Annotated in this window: 28 protein-coding genes; 11 read left to right on the top strand and 17 right to left on the bottom strand. The window is 57.4% G+C overall.

Features of this window, described 5'->3' with window-relative positions:
- Nucleotides 1-253 precede the first annotated feature (253 nt).
- The 11 genes from ACM6I0_RS22135 to ACM6I0_RS22085 all read right to left on the bottom strand — a co-directional run bounded on the left by ACM6I0_RS22135 (nucleotide 254) and on the right by ACM6I0_RS22085 (nucleotide 6,418).
- The gene (locus ACM6I0_RS22135) at nucleotides 254-817 is read right to left on the bottom strand and encodes a hypothetical protein (RefSeq protein ID WP_414923263.1); all 564 of its coding nucleotides are present in this window, start codon (nucleotides 815-817) and stop codon (nucleotides 254-256) included.
- 3 nt (nucleotides 818-820) lie between these two features.
- Complete coding sequence (locus ACM6I0_RS22130) at nucleotides 821-1,135, bottom strand: hypothetical protein (protein WP_414923262.1); 315 nt, start codon at nucleotides 1,133-1,135, stop codon at nucleotides 821-823.
- Nucleotides 1,136-1,151: 16 nt separating this feature from the next.
- Nucleotides 1,152-2,432: a tyrosine-type recombinase/integrase gene (locus tag ACM6I0_RS22125; protein ID WP_414923261.1), complete on the bottom strand. Its 1,281-nt coding sequence runs from the start codon at nucleotides 2,430-2,432 to the stop codon at nucleotides 1,152-1,154.
- Nucleotides 2,429-2,860, bottom strand: a complete 432-nt coding sequence (locus ACM6I0_RS22120) for a VRR-NUC domain-containing protein (protein ID WP_414923260.1) — start codon at nucleotides 2,858-2,860, stop codon at nucleotides 2,429-2,431. Before ACM6I0_RS22120 ends, ACM6I0_RS22125 begins: the two co-directional genes overlap by 4 nt.
- A gap of 106 nt (nucleotides 2,861-2,966) precedes the next feature.
- A complete protein-coding gene (locus tag ACM6I0_RS22115; RefSeq protein WP_414923259.1) occupies nucleotides 2,967-3,269 on the bottom strand; it encodes a nuclease domain-containing protein in 303 nt (100 codons plus the stop codon).
- Nucleotides 3,260-3,469, bottom strand: coding sequence for a hypothetical protein (locus ACM6I0_RS22110; RefSeq protein ID WP_414923258.1), 210 nt, complete (start codon nucleotides 3,467-3,469; stop codon nucleotides 3,260-3,262). The genes ACM6I0_RS22115 and ACM6I0_RS22110 overlap by 10 nt, the downstream gene beginning before the upstream one ends.
- Nucleotides 3,462-4,163: a replication protein P gene (locus tag ACM6I0_RS22105; RefSeq protein WP_414923257.1), complete on the bottom strand. Its 702-nt coding sequence runs from the start codon at nucleotides 4,161-4,163 to the stop codon at nucleotides 3,462-3,464. The genes ACM6I0_RS22110 and ACM6I0_RS22105 overlap by 8 nt, the downstream gene beginning before the upstream one ends.
- Nucleotides 4,160-4,939: a helix-turn-helix domain-containing protein gene (locus ACM6I0_RS22100; protein ID WP_414923340.1), complete on the bottom strand. Its 780-nt coding sequence runs from the start codon at nucleotides 4,937-4,939 to the stop codon at nucleotides 4,160-4,162. Before ACM6I0_RS22100 ends, ACM6I0_RS22105 begins: the two co-directional genes overlap by 4 nt.
- Nucleotides 4,940-4,950: 11 nt before the next feature.
- Entirely contained in the window at nucleotides 4,951-5,649 is a 699-nt protein-coding gene (locus tag ACM6I0_RS22095) for a phage antirepressor KilAC domain-containing protein (protein ID WP_414923256.1), read from the bottom strand.
- 70 nt (nucleotides 5,650-5,719) lie between these two features.
- A complete protein-coding gene (locus ACM6I0_RS22090) occupies nucleotides 5,720-6,142 on the bottom strand; it encodes a phage regulatory CII family protein (protein ID WP_414923255.1) in 423 nt (140 codons plus the stop codon).
- Between the two features lie 66 nt (nucleotides 6,143-6,208).
- Complete coding sequence (locus ACM6I0_RS22085) at nucleotides 6,209-6,418, bottom strand: hypothetical protein (RefSeq protein WP_030130831.1); 210 nt, start codon at nucleotides 6,416-6,418, stop codon at nucleotides 6,209-6,211.
- Nucleotides 6,419-6,507: 89 nt separating this feature from the next.
- Between ACM6I0_RS22085 and ACM6I0_RS22080 the strand changes: the two genes are divergently transcribed.
- Complete coding sequence (locus tag ACM6I0_RS22080; RefSeq protein ID WP_414923254.1) at nucleotides 6,508-7,320, top strand: S24 family peptidase; 813 nt, start codon at nucleotides 6,508-6,510, stop codon at nucleotides 7,318-7,320.
- Between the two features lie 4 nt (nucleotides 7,321-7,324).
- Nucleotides 7,325-7,558: a hypothetical protein gene (locus ACM6I0_RS22075; protein ID WP_414923253.1), complete on the top strand. Its 234-nt coding sequence runs from the start codon at nucleotides 7,325-7,327 to the stop codon at nucleotides 7,556-7,558.
- A 125-nt stretch (nucleotides 7,559-7,683) separates the two neighbouring features.
- On the opposite strand, the gene ACM6I0_RS22070 is transcribed toward ACM6I0_RS22075, so the two are convergent.
- The 4 genes from ACM6I0_RS22070 to ACM6I0_RS22055 all read right to left on the bottom strand — a co-directional run bounded on the left by ACM6I0_RS22070 (nucleotide 7,684) and on the right by ACM6I0_RS22055 (nucleotide 9,653).
- Nucleotides 7,684-8,412 (bottom strand): type II toxin-antitoxin system death-on-curing family toxin, encoded by a 729-nt coding sequence (locus tag ACM6I0_RS22070; protein WP_414923252.1) that lies wholly within the window; start codon nucleotides 8,410-8,412, stop codon nucleotides 7,684-7,686.
- Nucleotides 8,413-8,430: 18 nt separating this feature from the next.
- Complete coding sequence (locus ACM6I0_RS22065; protein ID WP_414923251.1) at nucleotides 8,431-8,916, bottom strand: type II toxin-antitoxin system death-on-curing family toxin; 486 nt, start codon at nucleotides 8,914-8,916, stop codon at nucleotides 8,431-8,433.
- A 1-nt stretch (nucleotide 8,917) separates the two neighbouring features.
- Nucleotides 8,918-9,103, bottom strand: a complete 186-nt coding sequence (locus ACM6I0_RS22060) for a hypothetical protein (RefSeq protein WP_414923250.1) — start codon at nucleotides 9,101-9,103, stop codon at nucleotides 8,918-8,920.
- Nucleotides 9,104-9,341: 238 nt separating this feature from the next.
- Entirely contained in the window at nucleotides 9,342-9,653 is a 312-nt protein-coding gene (locus ACM6I0_RS22055) for a DUF1654 domain-containing protein (RefSeq protein WP_414923249.1), read from the bottom strand.
- A gap of 477 nt (nucleotides 9,654-10,130) precedes the next feature.
- On the opposite strand from ACM6I0_RS22055, the gene ACM6I0_RS22050 reads away from it, so the two are divergent.
- The 4 genes from ACM6I0_RS22050 (at nucleotide 10,131) to ACM6I0_RS22035 (ending at nucleotide 12,068) form a co-directional block, all read left to right on the top strand.
- Nucleotides 10,131-10,331 (top strand): hypothetical protein, encoded by a 201-nt coding sequence (locus tag ACM6I0_RS22050; RefSeq protein ID WP_414923248.1) that lies wholly within the window; start codon nucleotides 10,131-10,133, stop codon nucleotides 10,329-10,331.
- A gap of 655 nt (nucleotides 10,332-10,986) precedes the next feature.
- Nucleotides 10,987-11,268: a hypothetical protein gene (locus ACM6I0_RS22045; protein WP_414923247.1), complete on the top strand. Its 282-nt coding sequence runs from the start codon at nucleotides 10,987-10,989 to the stop codon at nucleotides 11,266-11,268.
- Nucleotides 11,265-11,579, top strand: a complete 315-nt coding sequence (locus tag ACM6I0_RS22040; protein ID WP_414923246.1) for a hypothetical protein — start codon at nucleotides 11,265-11,267, stop codon at nucleotides 11,577-11,579. Before ACM6I0_RS22045 ends, ACM6I0_RS22040 begins: the two co-directional genes overlap by 4 nt.
- Before the next feature lie 81 nt (nucleotides 11,580-11,660).
- Nucleotides 11,661-12,068 carry a hypothetical protein gene (locus tag ACM6I0_RS22035; protein ID WP_414923245.1) on the top strand — a complete coding sequence of 136 codons (408 nt, stop codon included), beginning with the start codon at nucleotides 11,661-11,663 and terminating at the stop codon, nucleotides 12,066-12,068.
- Between the two features lie 97 nt (nucleotides 12,069-12,165).
- Here ACM6I0_RS22035 and ACM6I0_RS22030 read toward each other — a convergent pair whose 3' ends face one another.
- Nucleotides 12,166-12,762 (bottom strand): DUF6338 family protein, encoded by a 597-nt coding sequence (locus tag ACM6I0_RS22030; protein WP_414923244.1) that lies wholly within the window; start codon nucleotides 12,760-12,762, stop codon nucleotides 12,166-12,168.
- 81 nt (nucleotides 12,763-12,843) lie between these two features.
- Here ACM6I0_RS22030 and ACM6I0_RS22025 point away from each other — a divergent pair, with 81 nt between their 5' ends.
- The 4 genes from ACM6I0_RS22025 (at nucleotide 12,844) to ACM6I0_RS22010 (ending at nucleotide 16,248) form a co-directional block, all read left to right on the top strand.
- Entirely contained in the window at nucleotides 12,844-14,643 is a 1,800-nt protein-coding gene (locus tag ACM6I0_RS22025; RefSeq protein WP_414923243.1) for a DNA cytosine methyltransferase, read from the top strand.
- Nucleotides 14,644-14,837: 194 nt separating this feature from the next.
- Nucleotides 14,838-15,479 (top strand): hypothetical protein, encoded by a 642-nt coding sequence (locus tag ACM6I0_RS22020; RefSeq protein ID WP_414923242.1) that lies wholly within the window; start codon nucleotides 14,838-14,840, stop codon nucleotides 15,477-15,479.
- Nucleotides 15,476-16,003, top strand: a complete 528-nt coding sequence (locus ACM6I0_RS22015; RefSeq protein WP_414923241.1) for a hypothetical protein — start codon at nucleotides 15,476-15,478, stop codon at nucleotides 16,001-16,003. The genes ACM6I0_RS22020 and ACM6I0_RS22015 overlap by 4 nt, the downstream gene beginning before the upstream one ends.
- 14 nt (nucleotides 16,004-16,017) lie before the next feature.
- Nucleotides 16,018-16,248, top strand: a complete 231-nt coding sequence (locus tag ACM6I0_RS22010) for a hypothetical protein (RefSeq protein WP_414923240.1) — start codon at nucleotides 16,018-16,020, stop codon at nucleotides 16,246-16,248.
- Here the strand turns inward: ACM6I0_RS22010 and ACM6I0_RS22005 are convergent.
- Complete coding sequence (locus ACM6I0_RS22005) at nucleotides 16,245-16,517, bottom strand: hypothetical protein (RefSeq protein ID WP_414923239.1); 273 nt, start codon at nucleotides 16,515-16,517, stop codon at nucleotides 16,245-16,247. The two genes, ACM6I0_RS22010 and ACM6I0_RS22005, sit on opposite strands and share 4 nt — an antisense overlap.
- Nucleotides 16,518-16,625: 108 nt before the next feature.
- Here ACM6I0_RS22005 and ACM6I0_RS22000 point away from each other — a divergent pair, with 108 nt between their 5' ends.
- The gene (locus tag ACM6I0_RS22000) at nucleotides 16,626-16,952 is read left to right on the top strand and encodes a hypothetical protein (RefSeq protein ID WP_414923238.1); all 327 of its coding nucleotides are present in this window, start codon (nucleotides 16,626-16,628) and stop codon (nucleotides 16,950-16,952) included.
- Nucleotides 16,953-16,965 lie beyond the last annotated feature (13 nt).

Raw genomic sequence — 16,965 nt, 5'->3', positions numbered from 1 at the left:
AGACCGGGACACATAAGGCAAACGCAATAGCGTTCTGAGCTCTTTGGGATAACGCCTCGCCAGCTCTCAACAAATGCGGTGCCACGAGAATGAGGAGAAAAAACCCACCAAATAAATACCAAAGATTCATAGCATCCTTTCTTATCTCATTACAAAACAAAGCCCAGCTCGTTGGCTGGGCTTTGTGTGTCGCCTCTCATAACGCGCAAGATCGACATGATGGGGTTAATTTACGGCCAATTGGCCATCACGGTCAAGCAGCGTTTACGAAGATTTCTTCCAGATCGAATATCTCGGTTGCATGGATCACAGCCGCCTCCTCCAACTGCTCTAGGCGCTTGTGAATACCTCCTCGCCAGTTGCGTCGAGTGCGCTCCGGCGAGCCGGCCAGGTCCCAGGTGTTCATGTCGTAGAACTCGGCGGGCAATACGATCATGTCGGTGGAGCGCTTGCCGACCTGCACGCCCTTCAGCTTGGGGATCGCCCAGGCGGTGAGCGCCTTATAGATGAACAACTGCGGCGCCGGGGAAACCATGCGGGCTACCAGGCGGCCGATGGCGGCGACCTTATTGGCTTTGTGCGTCGAGTACTTGGCGACCAGAACATCCCACTGGGCCGGATCAAGCTGACGATGCAGGAGCGCATAGAGGCAGCAGTCATAGTCAAACTTGTCGCGCACCGAGAGCGAGCTACCAGTGCCACCCTGCCGCAGGTCGGCATCGATCAGCTTCTGCCAGGACTGCTTGGTGCTGTTGTCGATGTTGTCGGCGGCCAGTACGCGCACCAGGGTGCCCATCACGTCTTTATAGATGCCCATAGATCAATCCCCTGTGAAGTTCGAGCCGCCGGCGCCGCGGCGGTTGTTCTGTTCGTATTGTTCGTGGGCACCACCGATTGCCGGAGCGCTACTCAACTGGTTGCGAGACCGGCGAACCATCAGGCCGAGCTGAACTACCAGGTCATGCATCAGCAATGGCTCCAGCGTCTCGGCATGGACGAACCCGGACGAGTGACAGCCGATGCATTCGAGTTGGTGGAAGACACCCTGGATCAGGCCGGCGCCATGGCAGGAGGGACACTCAGTCATCGGGATGAGGCAACGCACAAAGGCGGGGCCATGCTGCTTTTTCATCATTTTTAAACCTCGCCTTTTATGGATTCGTGATTTGGCTAGAGGCCGCGCCATTCAAGGCCTCGGCGGCATTCTGCGAATTTTCGTTTCTAGTCATGGTCGAGCGGTGAATCAGGTTGAAGCCCTTCCCGTCTAACCATTCGTGCCACTTGTTCAGCGCCTCGCGCTTGAGCAACTCCGCCGAGGTGTGGATGTAGGTCTGCACGTTGCGGGTCAGCGTGTGATTCACCAGCATCTCGCCGATGAGGAAGTCGACACCGAGGTCCGTCCAGCCGGTGCGGGCCACCTTGCGAAGGTCATGGCTGGTCCACTCGCCTTTGCCCAGCCGGGTGAACACGGCACAGGCTTGGCTGTCGCTGATCGGACCACGATTACGCGCCGGGAACATGTAGGCGCCCTTGTAGCCCTTGGCCGATTGCCAGACCCGGTACCGCTCCAGCAGCGCGCAGACTTGATGGGTGAGAGGCAGGTGATGCTCGCAACGGGTCTTGGTGTTCTCGGCGGGAATGAACCACTCGCCCTGTTCACCCAGGGTCAGGTGAGCCCAGCGGGCTTGCCGTGTCTCGCCAGCGCGAGTGCCGTGGCAGAGCATCATCAGAGCCAACATGCAGTCCTGCGGGTGCTGGTCGAAATCCTCGGCCAGTTGACCGATCACCTCTTCCAGCTGCACGGCACGCAAACGTGATGGCTTGGGCAGAATTCGAGCCTTGGTGAAGTCGGTAAACTTGAAGCCGGCGATGGGGTTCTTGGCGATCAGGCGCAGCTTCTCGGCCTGCCGGAACGCGACAACCAGCACACCCCACATCAACCGAACATACGACAGCGACATCTCGGCCTGCATCGGCCACATCACCAACTTGTCTAGGGCAGAACGATCAACCTCGTCCACCAGCAGGTCACTGAGGCGAGGCTTGAGGTGGCACGTGATGATTGAGGTGTTGGTGGCCCGGCGTTTCGCCGACAGACTCCGCTCCGTCGATTGACGGGTCATGAACCAGTCCAGCAGCTGGCCGACCGTCTGCAAGGTGCCGGCGGCGGCCGAGGCCTTCGGATCGATCGCCAGACGCTCGCGAATCTTCGGCAGCGCGCTGATCAGTCCCTTCGCCGGAAGCTCTGGGAAACCGGCGATCTTCTCCCACTTCTTGCCGACCACCAGGTGCCAAGAGCCGCGGTCCCGGTTCTGGTGAAAGCGGAAGTAGACGCCCGGGTACCGCGCATCACGCATGTCCCGAACGTCCAAGTTGCCGGCCTGGCGCCGGATCTCGGCATCCGAGAAGGTGGTCAGCATCGTCTCGCTCATGCGGCCGCCACGGTAGGAGCCATGCGCAGGTAGGCGCGGATCTGCTCCATCGCGTCGAAGTGGCCACGGCAGACCACGGCGAGATAGCCCTGGTCGTTCAGTTTGCGAATGCGTTCGTGCTGGCTGGCCGAGATCGCGGCATCGTTCGGCGGCGTGGCCTTGAACTCGATATACAGACCGAAGTAGCCACCGCGCGCCATGGTCAGCACCAGATCAGGAATACCGGCCACCACACCCTGCTGCTTCAGTTTCGCTGCCACGGCCTTGTGCCGGTGCCCGCCATTCGGAACGTGATAGATCAGATCAGCGACGGCCGGCATGCAGGCACGGAGTTCGGCCATCAGTGCAGCCTGTTCAAGGCCTTCGCGGTCGACGGACTTGGCGCGCGGGGCGGCCTGCTTGAATAGCTTCGGGGTGAACGTCTTCATGGGCGCTCACCCCGCGCTTTCCGCTGCCGGCGATCAATAACACCGCACAACTCGCGCAGCACCCAGCAGGCGAGGATCATCACGACAAGCAAAGTCATTGGGTCGATCATGCAGCCCCCTTCACGGTAAGTATTCCGGCCCGGATCAGGGCCTCGTGTGTTTCGGCGATGGCCCGCGGCATGTCCTGCCAATCGATGTCGCCGACGGCGCGGCCGTCGATGACGTCATGGCAAGCGCTGCACGCGTACACGGCGACAGTGTCGAAGCCCTTCATGCCCATGCCTTTTTGGCCGCATGGCAGGTGAGCGAGCACCGTTGTAGCTGGGTCGAAGTTGCAAGCGCCAGGCGCGCGGACAGTGCAGTCCTGGCCATTGGCCGAGGCGCGTAGTTTCTTCGAGGTCACGCGCATACCCGCTCCCCGGTGATGACGTCGATCACCTCGAAATGTTCTGGCCACATCGTCTGGCCGAATTTGAAAGCGAGAACCTGATGTTCGAACAAGGCCACCGCGCGATCCGGCTTGTCGGTCAGGTCCAACTTGTGCGCGCAGCAGTGCACGGCGAAGCGGTAATCGGCAGGGTTGGTCGTTGCAAGGCGGGAGTTAGGCACGGGCAGCACCTCGCGCACGCATCGCACGGAGTTCGGCCAACGCCTGATTGCCCACCTCTGGTGTGCGCTCTGGCGCGGGGCCGGCCAACTCAGCTACTGGAACCTGCCCGAGCTGCTCACCCATCCAGACCTTGCGAACCTGTTCGAGATACCGCTTCTCGAAACTGACCAGGCCAAGCTCCTGGCTGAGCAGTGGCAGGCTGCTAAACCCAGCGGCGGCGGTCGCGTGGTAGACGGCAGGGTGAAACCACTTCGCAATTCCGTGCATCGTTGGGTGACAGTTGCGAAGGGCCTGCTTGTAAGCCACCTCCACGCTCGGCAATGGCGGGTTGAGCATCTCCGGCGTCGGCACGCAGCCTTGAATGAATTTGCCAACGCTCGGGATGAAGTCGGACGGCTCGGCGCGGCAACGGATCAGGCCGATATCGATCTGCTCTTGGGTGCAGATGCCGTTCTCGATGAAGGCCTGCAGCCAGGTGGCCTTCGATTCCATGTACGCCTTCTTGTCCGGCCAGGCTTGACGCCATGCCGTGCGGATCGAACGCATCTGGCGGAATAGCTGGTTGATCACCTTGCCTGTTTCCCGTGCCTGATCCTGCCGTTCTTGCACCGAAACATCGGTGGTGGCGTCGATGAATTCGCCGTGACGGACTTTGGTCAAGGCCTGAGCCGCTACCGTGGAAACCGTTTTCATTTGGCACCCCCAGTCATCCATTCGATGTCGGTGTCGTCGAACTCGTCCGCCTGCGAAGCAGTGCCGGCGGTTCTGGTTTTATCTCGTTTTGCCCACTTGACCAGTTCGAAGCACCAACCAGCGGCGCTCTGTACTGACGCTGGGCGGGCAACGTAGAAACCCATGAACGTTTCGAGCAGCTGGCTGGTGATGGCTTCGGCAGGCAGCCTGGCGATCGCAAGTTGGTCGGCCAGCGCCTTCTCGTTCGGAGTCCAGGAGGCGAACATGGCGAAGCGTTGGCGGTCGTCCAGTGCTTCGATGGCTGCCTGATCCTGCTCAGCAATCACATCGGCAATCGGCTGCCGCTGCTGCTGTTCGGTTCCTTGATGGTTAATTGATGTATTGGGTGCAGCCTCTGCACCCCGTTCTGTTCCAGGCTGCACCCCGTTCTGTTGTGAGTTGCACCCCGTTGCGTCATCTGCACCCCGTTTTGTACGGGGTGCAGGATTTGCACCCCGCAATAGTTGAAGGTCATAAACTACTGGACGGCGGTCATGGCGATCGATGTGCACGGCGGCAATGGCTTGGTTGCCCTTCTGGATCAGACCGGACTTCTCCAGGTCATCCAGCTTGTAACGAACGGTACGCTCGGAAAGGCCGGTGTCTTGAGCCAGGGTCGAAGCAGACGGAAACGCCCCTGCACCGTTCGAACCGGCGTAGTTGGCCAAGCACAGCAGCACGTGACGCGCGCTCGAGTCTTTGAGGGATTGGACGGGCAGCGAGAGCGCCCAGGACATTGCTTGAACGCTCACAGCGTGATTCCTTGAAGTTGTTCAGCCAGCGTGACGATGCCCGAACGGGTCACCATCACTTGCTCGACGACCTTGATGTCCTGCCCTTCCCCGCCGCCGACCTTGACCAGCTTGTGCTTGAGCCAACCGGTGTTCAGCCGAGGCTGATACGCAACCCAGCTCGAATGAGCGGTACGGCGATGAATCCAGCGATTCTGGTTCAGCCAGGCGAATAGATTTGTTGGGCGAATGCCGAGAAGCTGGGCGGCAGTGGTGATGCAGACGTCGCCGTGAGATTTCGCCAAACGCTGGAGCGCTTCGACTTTCGGCGCCTGCTTGGCGATGACCTGCTGAAGCTGGAGATTCTCTTCGGCTTGCAAGGCGGCGAACCGCAGAGCTTCAGGAAGAGTTTGTGGGATTGTGACAACCTGCGACACGTTTTCGAGTTCGTGCAAACGTGTCACGACACGGTATCGAAGCGGCGCGCTGTACCCGGAAAGCAACGTAACGACCAGGTCCTGCCCGAGCACGTACTCGGTTTGCTGCCGATTCAGGCCATCGAGATAGATGCGTCCAAAAGTGGACGCATCAAAACCGAGGTCGCCGAGCATGCGCTTCGTGTCGCGCATGACGTGCTGATGCTGCTTGCCGGTGAGATCGGCGATCTCCCGGCTCGACATGGTGACCGTATTGCTTGGAGCGACGATCGTGTTCATAATGGCCCCACTGTGTTTTACAAGTTGTTGAAAGAGCCGGGTTGCAGCCCGGCTTTTTTGTGCCTGGAATTCAGGCGGCTTTGACTGAGCTTTCCAGCTCCGCGAGGCTTTCCCTCACGTGCGTGATCTCCGTGAGGATTTCGAATTTCTCAGTGCTGGATACATGGCTGTCGTCTAGCGCTTCGTGGATGGCGATGGTCAGATCGGCAACCTCTTTGCCCACATGGATGAGAGATGCCGTCAACGCTTTCGGTGCCGGCGCGACTTTCGCGGTTAGCTCAAAACCGAACTGATCTGCCAGCGTCATCAATGGGCGCATGTCGCCGGTGTGCAGCAAAATCCCGAACAGATGCTCAATGGTCAGGTGATGCGCGGCGTTATCCGGGTTCGAGCGCTGAAGCAGGCTCACATGCGCCATGCACATTTTCCCAGCCAGCTCCTCTGCCCCGCTTTCCTTGACGGTGGTGTGGCAAGCCCTCAAGAAATCTTCCATTCGTAAAACCTCAAATTTGTTTCCGTGGAGCCCTTGCAGGGCTTGAGCGATCATTTGTTCAGCGAGTTAGGCGGCCGTGTCGTTGAGCGCTTGGGCCGGGTCGTCTTCACGCCGAGCAACCAGCGCGCCGCCTGACTCCTTCTCCAGAACGCACTGCATTGGGTAAGAAAACCCGCCGGCTGTACGGCATTGCGATACCCGGCTACCAGTCACGCGAAGGGCGTCCCCGATAGCGCGGCCGGTGCGGAAGTGTTTCAGGGCTTCGTCGTAGGTCATGGGCTTGTCTCCATTGTCTTCGCCGAGTTTAGAGTTCTTAACAATACAAGGCAAGTTATCTAAACAATGAATTGTTTAGAATCCTAAATATGGAATTCAAAGATCGCGTGACCGCGCGCATGAGGGAGCTGAACCTCAGCGCTACAGACATCAGCAAGCTGACCGGCGTGTCAAAGGCCACGGTCAGCTTTTGGGTGAGCGGAACAAACGGTGCAAAGGGTAAAAACTTGCTTTCCCTGGCACGCGCACTTGATTGCTCGCCTGACTGGCTATCGGAAGGCACCGGCTCGCCAGGCGTTTCCACGTCCGAAAGCCGATTGGATTCCGGCGCATCTGCCGCTGATATGGTCAAGCAGATGCTCGCAAAACAAGGGAAGTCTCTACCGGAAGCTGCGCGTCAACGTTTGCTTGCGGCGGCTGAGGCCGACGATGGCGGTGGTGTGATCGATCTCGACTATTACCGCCCAGGTGCTGTAGGCGATGAAGTGTGGATTGCCCATTACGACGTCCGGGCCGCGATGGGCGGCGGGCAGATCCCTCACGATTACCCCGAGATGTTTCAGGACGTGCGCGTCAGCCCCCAGCACCTGCGCGAAATGGGTGTTGAGTTCAAAGAGCATTTCCACCTGAAGATGGTGACGGGCTGGGGCCAGTCGATGGCGCCCACGATCAAGCACCGTGACCCGCTCTTGGTCGACGTCAGCGTTCGCGAGTTCTCAGGAGATGGGATCTACATGTTCTCTTGGGAGGGGCACCTGTACATCAAGCGTCTGCAGTGGATCGGCGACGATCAGATCAAGATGATTTCTGATAACGACAGGCATCAGCCGCAAACGATCAGGGCAGACGAAACTTACATCCAGGCCCGCGTTCTCCTCGTTTGGAACGCCCAGCTGGTGTAATCCCATGTCCCTAATTAAGCCCAACCAGCAACTTCGGCACGACCTAAAAGAGGCCGCAGCCCTTCTCAAGTGCTCCGGCGTAGATCTAATGCTGATCGCCGAGCGACTGGCGAAAGAAAGCCTTGAAGATGAAGCAGGAATGCTGCTCAAAAGCGCCATCAGCTATCAGGCTGTCGAGGACAAGCTGGCGAGTTATGCGTATGAGGTGAAGGCGGGGAGGGTTGTGCGGGGCGCTTGACGACACGTACAGCAAGGCAAACGCTTTGATCGCGCGAAAAGCCACTCTTGTGTTGATTTGGGAACATTTACACGGCTTGAGTAGGGTTATGCACATGGATATCCATAACCCATCCTGAACTTATTTCAAGTTGAAGCTAGCCGCCGGAATACATCGCCGCGAAACTTCATAAACTCATTAAGCTCTTCTGAAACACCTTTTTGCCCGTAAAAACGCCCCGAGTCTACGCCGTACTCTACAGTCAACTGAAGTCTCTTTCTTAAATCAGCAAGGTATACAGGATCGTACTCCTCTCTGCCTTGCTTACCTTTCTTGATTATCCTGGTAACAACCTCATCATCTTTAACAACGTCAATCATGCCGTATCGTTCAATGAGTTCGAAGCCGAATCTTCCAACCTTTTCGCGAAGATCATTATAGGATAAATATTTATCAGACTTCATGATCCTGCGGGAGTTTCTCAGAAGCCAGTCGACAATAACCGGAACTTCATCCTGCCTACTTTCAGAAATTTCATGAGCTGCGATTTGCCTGGTAAACTCAAACATATCGTCGTCATTGCACTTATCTACCCAGATATTATTTTCACCCAGATAATACAGAGCACTTAACAAGCCGGTACGTTTGTTACCATTATAAAAGCAGTGGTTCGATATTATGCCGTGAAATATAACAGCGCCCTTTTCGTATTCAGTAGAATACGCATCTTTACCGTTTACTGTCTGGAACGGCCTGGCGCAGGCTGACTCTAATAAATTTCCATCCTTCACTCCGGAAGGTTCGAGCGGATCTTCAGACCCGGCAAAATGATCAACCAAATATTGATGAATGCTTTCAACTAACTCCCTGTCCATCGGGCTCCCCAGCCAAGTCTATAGCTTTAAAAATTTCGATTGTAAAATATTATTATTATCGTACGCGTCCGAAGCTAGACCATCGATACTCTCAACATCAAACTTCACACACCAATGCTTTAACCAGCAACCAAAATCATCAAGATCATAGGTATGTTTGGCCAAGCCCTCGAACATATCGACAACCTGTTGCCATGGTGCCGTCAATCTAACGCCATTTATCAACAGAAACACCATTACTGCAGCCGCAGCTGTGCGTTTGTTGGCATTAAAAAAAGGATGGTTTTGCACTAGGGCTTCGGAGAAAACCGCACCCAAAACAAATATATCGTCTGCGTAGGCATAGCTCTGATACTGCATTGCCCTGTGCTGAGCAGATGAGAGCCCTGAGTAATTCAGGACACCCACCGGCTCCAGAGGAGTTTGCGCATCGATTAGGCTTTCGTTTAGCGAAGCTATGTCAGAGTCACTCAACCATTTAATTTGTGTTGTCGATTGAATCATTTCAAACTTTCGCCAGTTCTTCGAATGCGCGCTCATACTGATCAAAAATGATCAGGAAGGCGTTATTCACCTGCTTGGCGTGCGCAGAATAGCTTCTTCGGTTTGCAGCAAGCGCTTGCCCGCCTTTCGAAGACACATTCGGACGCTTAACATCTCGATTGTTGTGTGCCATAGCGATCTCCAGCATGTGAGCTCCTCCATAAGTTTACAGCTTAGGCCGATCTTGGCCTGGTTGCCTGGCTTCACGGACATGCGTCTAATTCGGGAGCCGCGCGTGCGCCCGTATGCCCGTGTTATATCCTCTGCTGAAGGATCTGGACAGCAATTTATCGTCACCGCGGCCGTTAATTCTATTCAAGCTTCACTACCTATGTACGCATATCCAGCATTCGATTCTTGCTGGCCGAAGAACTGGAAATTTTTTTTCAGAAAGGCGCCGGCTCCTCTACTTGCTCCATCACCTCGACCGGCCGATCTTCCACCGCGCTCGCCTCCCACCTCAGCGTCACCGACTCATCGTCGTTGAACGTCATGTCTATGCCAGACGTCTCGTTTAGTAGCCCCATCACCTCCTCCCACTCACGGTCACCATCCGTGTCCAGGCGATGGATCGTCACCCAGCGCTGAATCTGCGCTACGGGGTGGTTGATCATCGATGAGACGCGCAGGCCAAGACGCTCAATTCCGCTTACCTCATGCCGCACTGCCGGCTTTTCTGTCTTCTTTGCCTTCGCCATTTTCGCCTCCTAAATGCTGTATGCATATCCAGTTGTTGCGGAGCATACGCCAGCATTTTCTAAATCGTAAGGCTTGATCTTTTTCAATTCTCAGAGACGGCATCTCGCCAAGTTGTTAAGTTTTCTTAAAATAAGTGTTGACGGATTTTGTTTAGTTTTCTAAATTGCACCCATCGCAGCGACACACCGCCACTGCGGCACCACCGCTCTTTAACAGTCAGGAATCTTCGCGGATCGATCCCCGGAAACGGGCACAGCGCGAAACACAAATTTCGATCTCCATGCCAGCTCTGGAACTGGCCGGGCTCCCCATTGAGAGCACGCGAAGTTGCACAGCCACCCGATGTGACGCCAGTTGCGGCAGCGGGTAGAGAGAGGACTCCGGCGGACGTGCAGCGAGAGAAACGGACAGCATCACTGCTGCACCCTGGCGACAGGGTGCAGCGGGATGACAACCGAACACCGGAGCAACCCGAGATGACCACGATTATCAAAGATGACTTCACAAGCGGTGCGCAGGTCAGCATGGAAATGGACAAGGTCGCGGGTGAGCTGTTCGTTTTTCACTGCCCTGCCGGCCAGGGCTGCAAGGTGAGCAAGTGGCCTCTGGATAGCTACCACATGCCAATCGCGGTGGCTCATTACGAACAATGCTGTGAGCTGGAACGCGCCGTCTGAACAACCAGCGCCACGTCAGCCTGACGATAACTGCCCGAGCACCTGGTACTCCCCAGCACCAGGCCGCATCGGGGTGTGATTGGAGCGTGCCCAAGCGGGCTGCAGCGCTAGGATCGCAAAGACCCGTGTATGTCCTGAGCCGGCATGAGCGAGACGGCCAATACTAAAAACGCGGCGGGAACCAAGTAGGGGTAGCGCCCTGGTGTTCCGATCGCACCCCGATGCGGACGAAACCCCGGCTTATACCGGCCACCTGCATCGCAGATGAACCGCCGAGCGCGGGAATTGCCAATTCGTCCCCGGATACCTGATCGCGGCTGTAGAGCTGAAAGCGCGACGAGGTGATAACGCCGGGAGCAGGAACGGTTCGCCTTGCCTGCCATCTGCAACAAACCAGAGAACGGCGAGCGCCCGCCAAGATGCCAACGGCGCGCACTGGAGGATGACCATCATGAAATAGCACATGACCGAAGCCCTCCAGCAGGAGGCACCCCGTCACATAAGGTGGACTTTGTGACGCAAACAAAAGCCCGGTTCCGATCGGGCTTTTTTACGCCTGCCTTTATCCGTCAGCACTCTCCCCTGCGCCCAACGGCAACCAGCAGACCGGCCGAGTGCTGACGAATACACGCAACCCCACACAGAGGGATCAGCCATGCACCCATCAATGCAACAACGCAACGCCGGACTTTCCGCCCTCCGTGTGCGGGCAAGCATCGCCACCGCCGCGCTCTACGCCATGATCGGCAAGGACCAGCCCGTGCAAAAGATCCGCTACCAGGTCCAAACCAAGGGCAACGCTTACCACATCGTTGAGCTCCCCACTGGCTTGACCAAAGGCTTTCGCTGGACGTGGAAAGAAGCGGTCAACTATGCCCAGGTACTGGAAGCGCGCGCCGATGGCATCAAGGTCTCGCTGACAGGTGAGCGGAAATGATCGGCGTACCAATGCCCAACCCGCGGGACTCGATCATCGCGAACCTGAACCAGCAGCTGGATCAGTACTTTGGCCAAGGCCGGGCGGTGGAAGAAGTCGCCGCCGGCGTCAGCGGTGAAAAGGACGCCATGTTCGGCACCTCCCACAGCAACAAGCTTCGGATCGGGCGCAACAAGCAAGCGCCTCGACTGAAGGAACTGGCCGACGCCGGCAAGACCGTCATCCAAGCAGCGAAAGAGATGGGCATGGAAACCAAGCGCGCTCGGCTGATCGCCCGTGAGCACGACATCAAGTTCCCAGGCCCGCCGTGAGACGAATCAGCAACCAGGTGCGACAGCGCCGACGACAGACATGGCTGGATCTACCGGCCCACGGAATTGAAGAGGCAGGCCATGGCCAAAGAACAGGAGCTGACGGCGGAAGCCATCAAGCAGCGCCGGAAGCGCGAGAAGGACGCGACAAAGAAAGCCGCGCTGGGCATCGAGAAGTTCACTGTTGAGGTCGCCGGTGTGTTCAAGCCTGACATCAAGCGACTGATGAAAGAACACGGCTTCAACAACCAACAGGAGGTGTATCAGAACCTGCTGCGCAACCTGATAACCGCCGACTTCGAAACTGCTGCTCGAATGCTTCGATGCGTCACGACACCTTACGAACCAGACGAAAGGGTGTTGCGACAGTTGAGAGATGCTGGTCTAGACCATCTCGCCAAACACCCTGGCGAACCAGAAGACGAAATCGTCACACCGCCAGACTTTAGCCCTTCGGGGCTGGAGGTGGTGGCGGCGATGGAGCCTTAGGCCTCACATTGGCAGGATTTGTTTTGCACCTTTCGTCTTGGGCAATCACCCATTTTCCACCTTTGGGCATCGGTTGTGGCGCTTTGCTGGTCATAACTTACTCCGATACATCGCTTGTGAATTCTACCCATTGTACCTTCGATGAATCTATAACAACAAAGTCAGCCCCGAAAGGACGCTCGCCTTTTTCCTCTAGCCAACTGGGGCCCTCGATCACAAACTGCCCGCCAGACGGATCCGACGGCCACTCAGAAGGCCAACCATAAAGACGGCGTTCATCGTTCAAGTGCAAAACAACAAACCGCTCATGTCGCGCAAAGGTGCTGTACCACTCACTCGGATAGGAGGTTTGTTTCGTAATGTCTCTATGGCGCAACCAACTATGAAGCTTGTCATTTGTCGCTAAGTAACACGATAACAAGCCGACCAAAACCGAGATCACAAAAGACCATGACGCTTCTGTTTTGTCGTCCCACAATCCAATGATATACCCCTTGGAACCGATCCATAGAAGTCCGGCCTTAACTACTAATACTGCGCCATGGATAACGAAAGTAAAAATGAGAGCCTGAACAATTTGACCGAATGTATCCGGTCTTTTGAATGCCGTAAGCGAGTAGAAAATCCATGCCGTCAAAAACCCGGGGATTAGATACTGCAGCAGCGGTATTACTTCTTTAACCAATCCATCCAAGATTGCAATTCCCTATTTACCGAATTCAGCCTTCTGTAATACCCCACTTCAACGAATCACGCCAGCCAGCGAGGATCCCCTATGGAAATCACTTACGGCTCGGTCTGCTCAGGCATCGAGGCGGCAACGCTTGCATGGAAGCCTCTCGGGATGCGCGCCACCTGGTTCGCCGAGATCGAAGCCTTCCCCAGTGCAGTACTCGCCCACCACTACCCGAACACGCCGAACCTCGGCGACATGACCAAGCTCGGGGCCCTGGTCCTGGCTGGCAAGATCGAAGCGCCGGACGTGCTGGTCGGCGGTACGCCCTGCCAAGCATTCAGCGTCGCCGGCATGCGCCAGGGTCTACTCGACCCCCGCGGCGCCCTCACCATCAAATACGTGGAGCTCGCAGATGCAACTGACTATGTTCGCGCCGGCAGCAGAAAGCCCCCCTGTGTCATCGTCTGGGAAAACGTCCCCGGTGTCCTCAGCGACAAAGGGAACGCCTTCGGATGCTTTCTTGGCGCGCTTGCTGGGGAAGACTGCGAACTGCAGCCTTCAGGGAAAAGGTGGCCGGACGCTGGTTGTGTGTATGGACCAAAAAGAACAATCGCATGGCGGATCCTGGACGCCCAATATTTCGGCCTGGCCCAACGACGCCGCCGTGTGTTCGTTGTCGCAAGTGCTCGAGACGGATTCGATCCCACCGAGGTACTTTTTGAGCGAGAAGGCGTGCGCCGGGATACTGCGCCGCGCCGAGGCGAGGGGCAAGACGTTACCGGAACAGCTCCTTTCGGCCCTGCGCTCCAGTGCGGATGTGGACACGTCTTCGGCGAAGAGCTCGGACCGTACGGCTGCGTGAACTGCGAGGGTGATGAAGGCCCTGCTGTATCGATGTTCGGCGGCATCCCGGCCTTCGGCGGCCACAGCCTGGAAGGATCGGTCGAGCGCTCCGCAACGTTGACCGCAAAGGACAGCCGGCTCGACATGGAAAGTGAGACGTTCTTCGTACAGCCCGACGTAATTGGCGCTCTCACTAGCCACGCCTACAGCGGCGGTGCAGGTGGTCGGCCGGATGGCGCAGCTGCCGGTCACTTCCTAGCCGTCACTCCCTCGCTTCGTGCACAGGCGCAGAGCAGTCACCGAGCCGACTCTGAAGCTTTCATCGTAGCCGGCACACTCCAGGCCAATGGCAAGGCGGCCGGCAGCGCCACTCAGCAGGATGCTGAATCTGGGTTGTTGGTAGTACAAGAAGCTCGCGCATTCACTGCTGATGATTATAAGGAAGGGACCTTTACGGAGAGCGATACCGCGCGGCCATTGACCACCAGCGCGGACCGCTCTAGAGCCGCCCCCATTGTTGTGACCGCATTCAGTTGCAAGGATCACGGCGCCGACGCCGGGGCGATATCGCCAACGCTCCGCGCCATGAACCACTCCGGAAGCCACGCGAATGCCGGCGGCCAGGTCGCTGTGTGCATTACAGGCGACAGCAACCACACACTGAAGGCCGAGGGCTTCGACGGCAGTGAGGACGGCACGGGGCGGGGACAATCGATTGTGACCCACTCAATTCAGGCGGGAGCTTTGCGGACCAACCCAGATAGCGGACCAGATGGCGTAGGCGTACAGGCTGATCACGCTTACACCCTTGAAGCGCGAGCAGAGGTGCAGGCGGTTCAGGCTGGTTCAGCAGTGCGTCGTCTCATCCCCCGCGAGTGCGAACGCCTCCAAGGTATGCCCGACGACTACACACTGATCCCTTGGCGCGGCAAGCCCGCCGAGGAGTGCCCCGATGGCCCACGCTACAAGGCGATCGGGAACAGCAAGGCGGTCACCGTCGTTCGCTGGATTGGACAGCGGATACTGAAGCAGATCACACCCAGCCCATATGGTTGAGCATGTCGATAACCCGAAGGATAGCCATGGCTAAGCCAGCCAGCGTCGCAATCAATTGAACTCCAAGAATGTAGCCTTTCATTGAGATATGTCTCCGAATTCTGAGAGAGACGTTTTCTCTCTACCAGTATATCCGGCTTCAAACCCGCCTCTCCCACTCCACTGCCCGGGCATGACCCGGCATAGGACGCCCCATGCCCACAGAAAACAAACAGGCCGAGCCGCTGAAGGTTGAGCGGTCCACCGTGACGAAGCTGGTGATCACCGGCGCGCCACGGCTCGATGCGATCACCGTGTTCCTCGAGGACTTCGGCCGGCGCGACTGCCCGACTGAATCGAATCCGAACTATCAGACCGCCCAGGGCAAGATCACCATCAACTGCTGGGACAACAGTTGGAACGCTTACTGGGGCGGTATGGGGCCGCGTACCGTCGCCGAGTTCGTTGCCGACTGCGGTTGGGACTACATCCTGAATTGCTTGGATCGCGGGATCAGTTCCACCGTCTTCAGCGGCGACGCGCTGCACGCCTTGGCCAAGAAGTGCATCGTCCAGCGACGTCGACAACAGACCGGTCGCCATGACTGGGAACTGGGCGAGCTGAGCAAGGATGAAGCCCGGGAGCTTTGGCATGACATCGATGTTCTAAGCAGCATCGAGAGCTCAAACGAATGCTGGCATCAAAGCGCGCTGCTGACTGACTTGTTCGGTGAGGAATGGCATTACCCGCTCGACAGTAAGGCAGTCGAAGAAAACCACAAATTCACGTACCTGCGCCGAGTTGTCGAAGCGGTGCAACAAGCACTGCGTCAGGAACAGCAGCAGGTGGCAGCATGATCAATATCTTCTGGCGCCTGGTCGCCAAGCTGCTTGCCCGCCCGGCCATTGCCGCCTGGCTAATCGCCCGCGCCCAGCGCACGCCTTACCTGCACATCATGTCCGCCGACGGCGCCGATATGTACATGGGCCGCTGGTGGCTGTTCAACCCCTACTCCCGCACCACGCACAAGCCGGCGCTCTGGTGGTGCCCGTGGTCGTTCCGCATCCACCACATCATGCGGCCAGACGAAGACCGGGATCTGCATGACCACCCGTGGAACGCGAGGACGATCATCCTGCGCGGCTTCTACAAGGAGCAGCGCCGGCATTTCTGGAAATCTGGTGGCCACACCGACCTTGATTACTGGCGCGAACCCGGCGACACCGCCCGCCTGATGCACGGCGAGTACCACCGAATCGACGAGGTATCGCCCGGCGGCGTCATCACCCTGTTCATCACCAGCAAGTGGCGCGGTGACTGGGGCTTTCTGGTCAACGGCGTCAAGGTCCCTTGGCGCACCTACACAGGTACGGACAATTGAAGAGGTCTTTAAAAGTGAGCGAGCCAAAAGTGATTTACCTCGGTCCGGCCTGCGAGGCCGAAACCAGTGAAGGCAGGACCTGGGCAGAGGACAACCCGTGGCCGAACTGCGAATGCGGTCACCGCCCAGTGCAGTATGTGCTCGGTGAAACCTTTGAACGCATGAAGGCCGAGCGTGATGCCCTGCAGCTGCGCCTGAACGCAGCGGATCAGCAGATTGATGAGCTGACTGCGTCGCGTCCTTAGACGAGAACCGACAAAAACCGAACGTTAAACGCAGCAATTATCAGCGCGTTCACTAAGCCGGGCAGCCGCGTAAGCCCGAGAACCACATAAAGGATTGGACTGATCGAGCCGATCATCAGTTCTACGAATACGTCCGATGCCTGCTCGTCAAACACCGAAAAGGCCGCAATTACGGCCCATATCGTCAAAAAGACATACATCGTCACGCCGTCGACTCGATAGAAGGCCCGCTTGAACGCGTATCCCACGGTGTCCGTGTCGTTAAACATCTGAGTATCCCTACGTCGGTCGATTCGCTCGAGAGTAGCTGAATCGCAGCGTGAACCTCTACTCCCTCCCCTTTCAAAGTCAGCCGCTATAGCGGCAAGGACGAAGTCATGCCTGAAGAAATCAAATTGATCCAACCAGCGCCAGTTGTGCGCGACGAAATGGGTTCGTTTCAGCATCCCGATATGCCTGACTTCGACGAGGGCGACGGTGACAAGTGCAAAGCCTGGGTGGCAGAACAGGGTTTGAAGGTGGCGATGGTGAGCCTTGAGTACGCCGACGAAGCCGTTGCAGATCGCTACTTCGAAGCCGGCGATCCCGACTTCAGCTATTGGGAGCCTGACCGCCCCGAAGGCGAGGATTGGTTCTGCCTAGCGATTCACGACACCGACGACGGCCCTGTCTGCTGGTGGGCTCGCCGAGAGGTGACGCCATGATCGCCCTCGCCTG

Source organism: Pseudomonas sp. IT-P294 (assembly GCF_949767865.1).
GTDB lineage: Bacteria > Pseudomonadota > Gammaproteobacteria > Pseudomonadales > Pseudomonadaceae > Aquipseudomonas.
This window is presented reverse-complemented; position numbering and strand designations above follow the sequence as displayed.

Coding starts and splice junctions, on each gene's coding strand:
- ACM6I0_RS22135 (WP_414923263.1), bottom strand. CDS start 817: ATGGGCATCTATAAAGACGTGATGGGCACCCTGGTGCGCGTACTGGCC.
- ACM6I0_RS22130 (WP_414923262.1), bottom strand. CDS start 1,135: ATGATGAAAAAGCAGCATGGCCCCGCCTTTGTGCGTTGCCTCATCCCG.
- ACM6I0_RS22125 (WP_414923261.1), bottom strand. CDS start 2,432: ATGAGCGAGACGATGCTGACCACCTTCTCGGATGCCGAGATCCGGCGC.
- ACM6I0_RS22120 (WP_414923260.1), bottom strand. CDS start 2,860: ATGAAGACGTTCACCCCGAAGCTATTCAAGCAGGCCGCCCCGCGCGCC.
- ACM6I0_RS22115 (WP_414923259.1), bottom strand. CDS start 3,269: ATGCGCGTGACCTCGAAGAAACTACGCGCCTCGGCCAATGGCCAGGAC.
- ACM6I0_RS22105 (WP_414923257.1), bottom strand. CDS start 4,163: ATGAAAACGGTTTCCACGGTAGCGGCTCAGGCCTTGACCAAAGTCCGT.
- ACM6I0_RS22100 (WP_414923340.1), bottom strand. CDS start 4,939: ATGTCCTGGGCGCTCTCGCTGCCCGTCCAATCCCTCAAAGACTCGAGC.
- ACM6I0_RS22095 (WP_414923256.1), bottom strand. CDS start 5,649: ATGAACACGATCGTCGCTCCAAGCAATACGGTCACCATGTCGAGCCGG.
- ACM6I0_RS22090 (WP_414923255.1), bottom strand. CDS start 6,142: ATGGAAGATTTCTTGAGGGCTTGCCACACCACCGTCAAGGAAAGCGGG.
- ACM6I0_RS22085 (WP_030130831.1), bottom strand. CDS start 6,418: ATGACCTACGACGAAGCCCTGAAACACTTCCGCACCGGCCGCGCTATC.
- ACM6I0_RS22080 (WP_414923254.1), top strand. CDS start 6,508: ATGGAATTCAAAGATCGCGTGACCGCGCGCATGAGGGAGCTGAACCTC.
- ACM6I0_RS22075 (WP_414923253.1), top strand. CDS start 7,325: ATGTCCCTAATTAAGCCCAACCAGCAACTTCGGCACGACCTAAAAGAG.
- ACM6I0_RS22070 (WP_414923252.1), bottom strand. CDS start 8,412: ATGGACAGGGAGTTAGTTGAAAGCATTCATCAATATTTGGTTGATCAT.
- ACM6I0_RS22065 (WP_414923251.1), bottom strand. CDS start 8,916: ATGATTCAATCGACAACACAAATTAAATGGTTGAGTGACTCTGACATA.
- ACM6I0_RS22060 (WP_414923250.1), bottom strand. CDS start 9,103: ATGCTGGAGATCGCTATGGCACACAACAATCGAGATGTTAAGCGTCCG.
- ACM6I0_RS22055 (WP_414923249.1), bottom strand. CDS start 9,653: ATGGCGAAGGCAAAGAAGACAGAAAAGCCGGCAGTGCGGCATGAGGTA.
- ACM6I0_RS22050 (WP_414923248.1), top strand. CDS start 10,131: ATGACCACGATTATCAAAGATGACTTCACAAGCGGTGCGCAGGTCAGC.
- ACM6I0_RS22045 (WP_414923247.1), top strand. CDS start 10,987: ATGCACCCATCAATGCAACAACGCAACGCCGGACTTTCCGCCCTCCGT.
- ACM6I0_RS22040 (WP_414923246.1), top strand. CDS start 11,265: ATGATCGGCGTACCAATGCCCAACCCGCGGGACTCGATCATCGCGAAC.
- ACM6I0_RS22035 (WP_414923245.1), top strand. CDS start 11,661: ATGGCCAAAGAACAGGAGCTGACGGCGGAAGCCATCAAGCAGCGCCGG.
- ACM6I0_RS22025 (WP_414923243.1), top strand. CDS start 12,844: ATGGAAATCACTTACGGCTCGGTCTGCTCAGGCATCGAGGCGGCAACG.
- ACM6I0_RS22020 (WP_414923242.1), top strand. CDS start 14,838: ATGCCCACAGAAAACAAACAGGCCGAGCCGCTGAAGGTTGAGCGGTCC.
- ACM6I0_RS22015 (WP_414923241.1), top strand. CDS start 15,476: ATGATCAATATCTTCTGGCGCCTGGTCGCCAAGCTGCTTGCCCGCCCG.
- ACM6I0_RS22005 (WP_414923239.1), bottom strand. CDS start 16,517: ATGTTTAACGACACGGACACCGTGGGATACGCGTTCAAGCGGGCCTTC.
- ACM6I0_RS22000 (WP_414923238.1), top strand. CDS start 16,626: ATGCCTGAAGAAATCAAATTGATCCAACCAGCGCCAGTTGTGCGCGAC.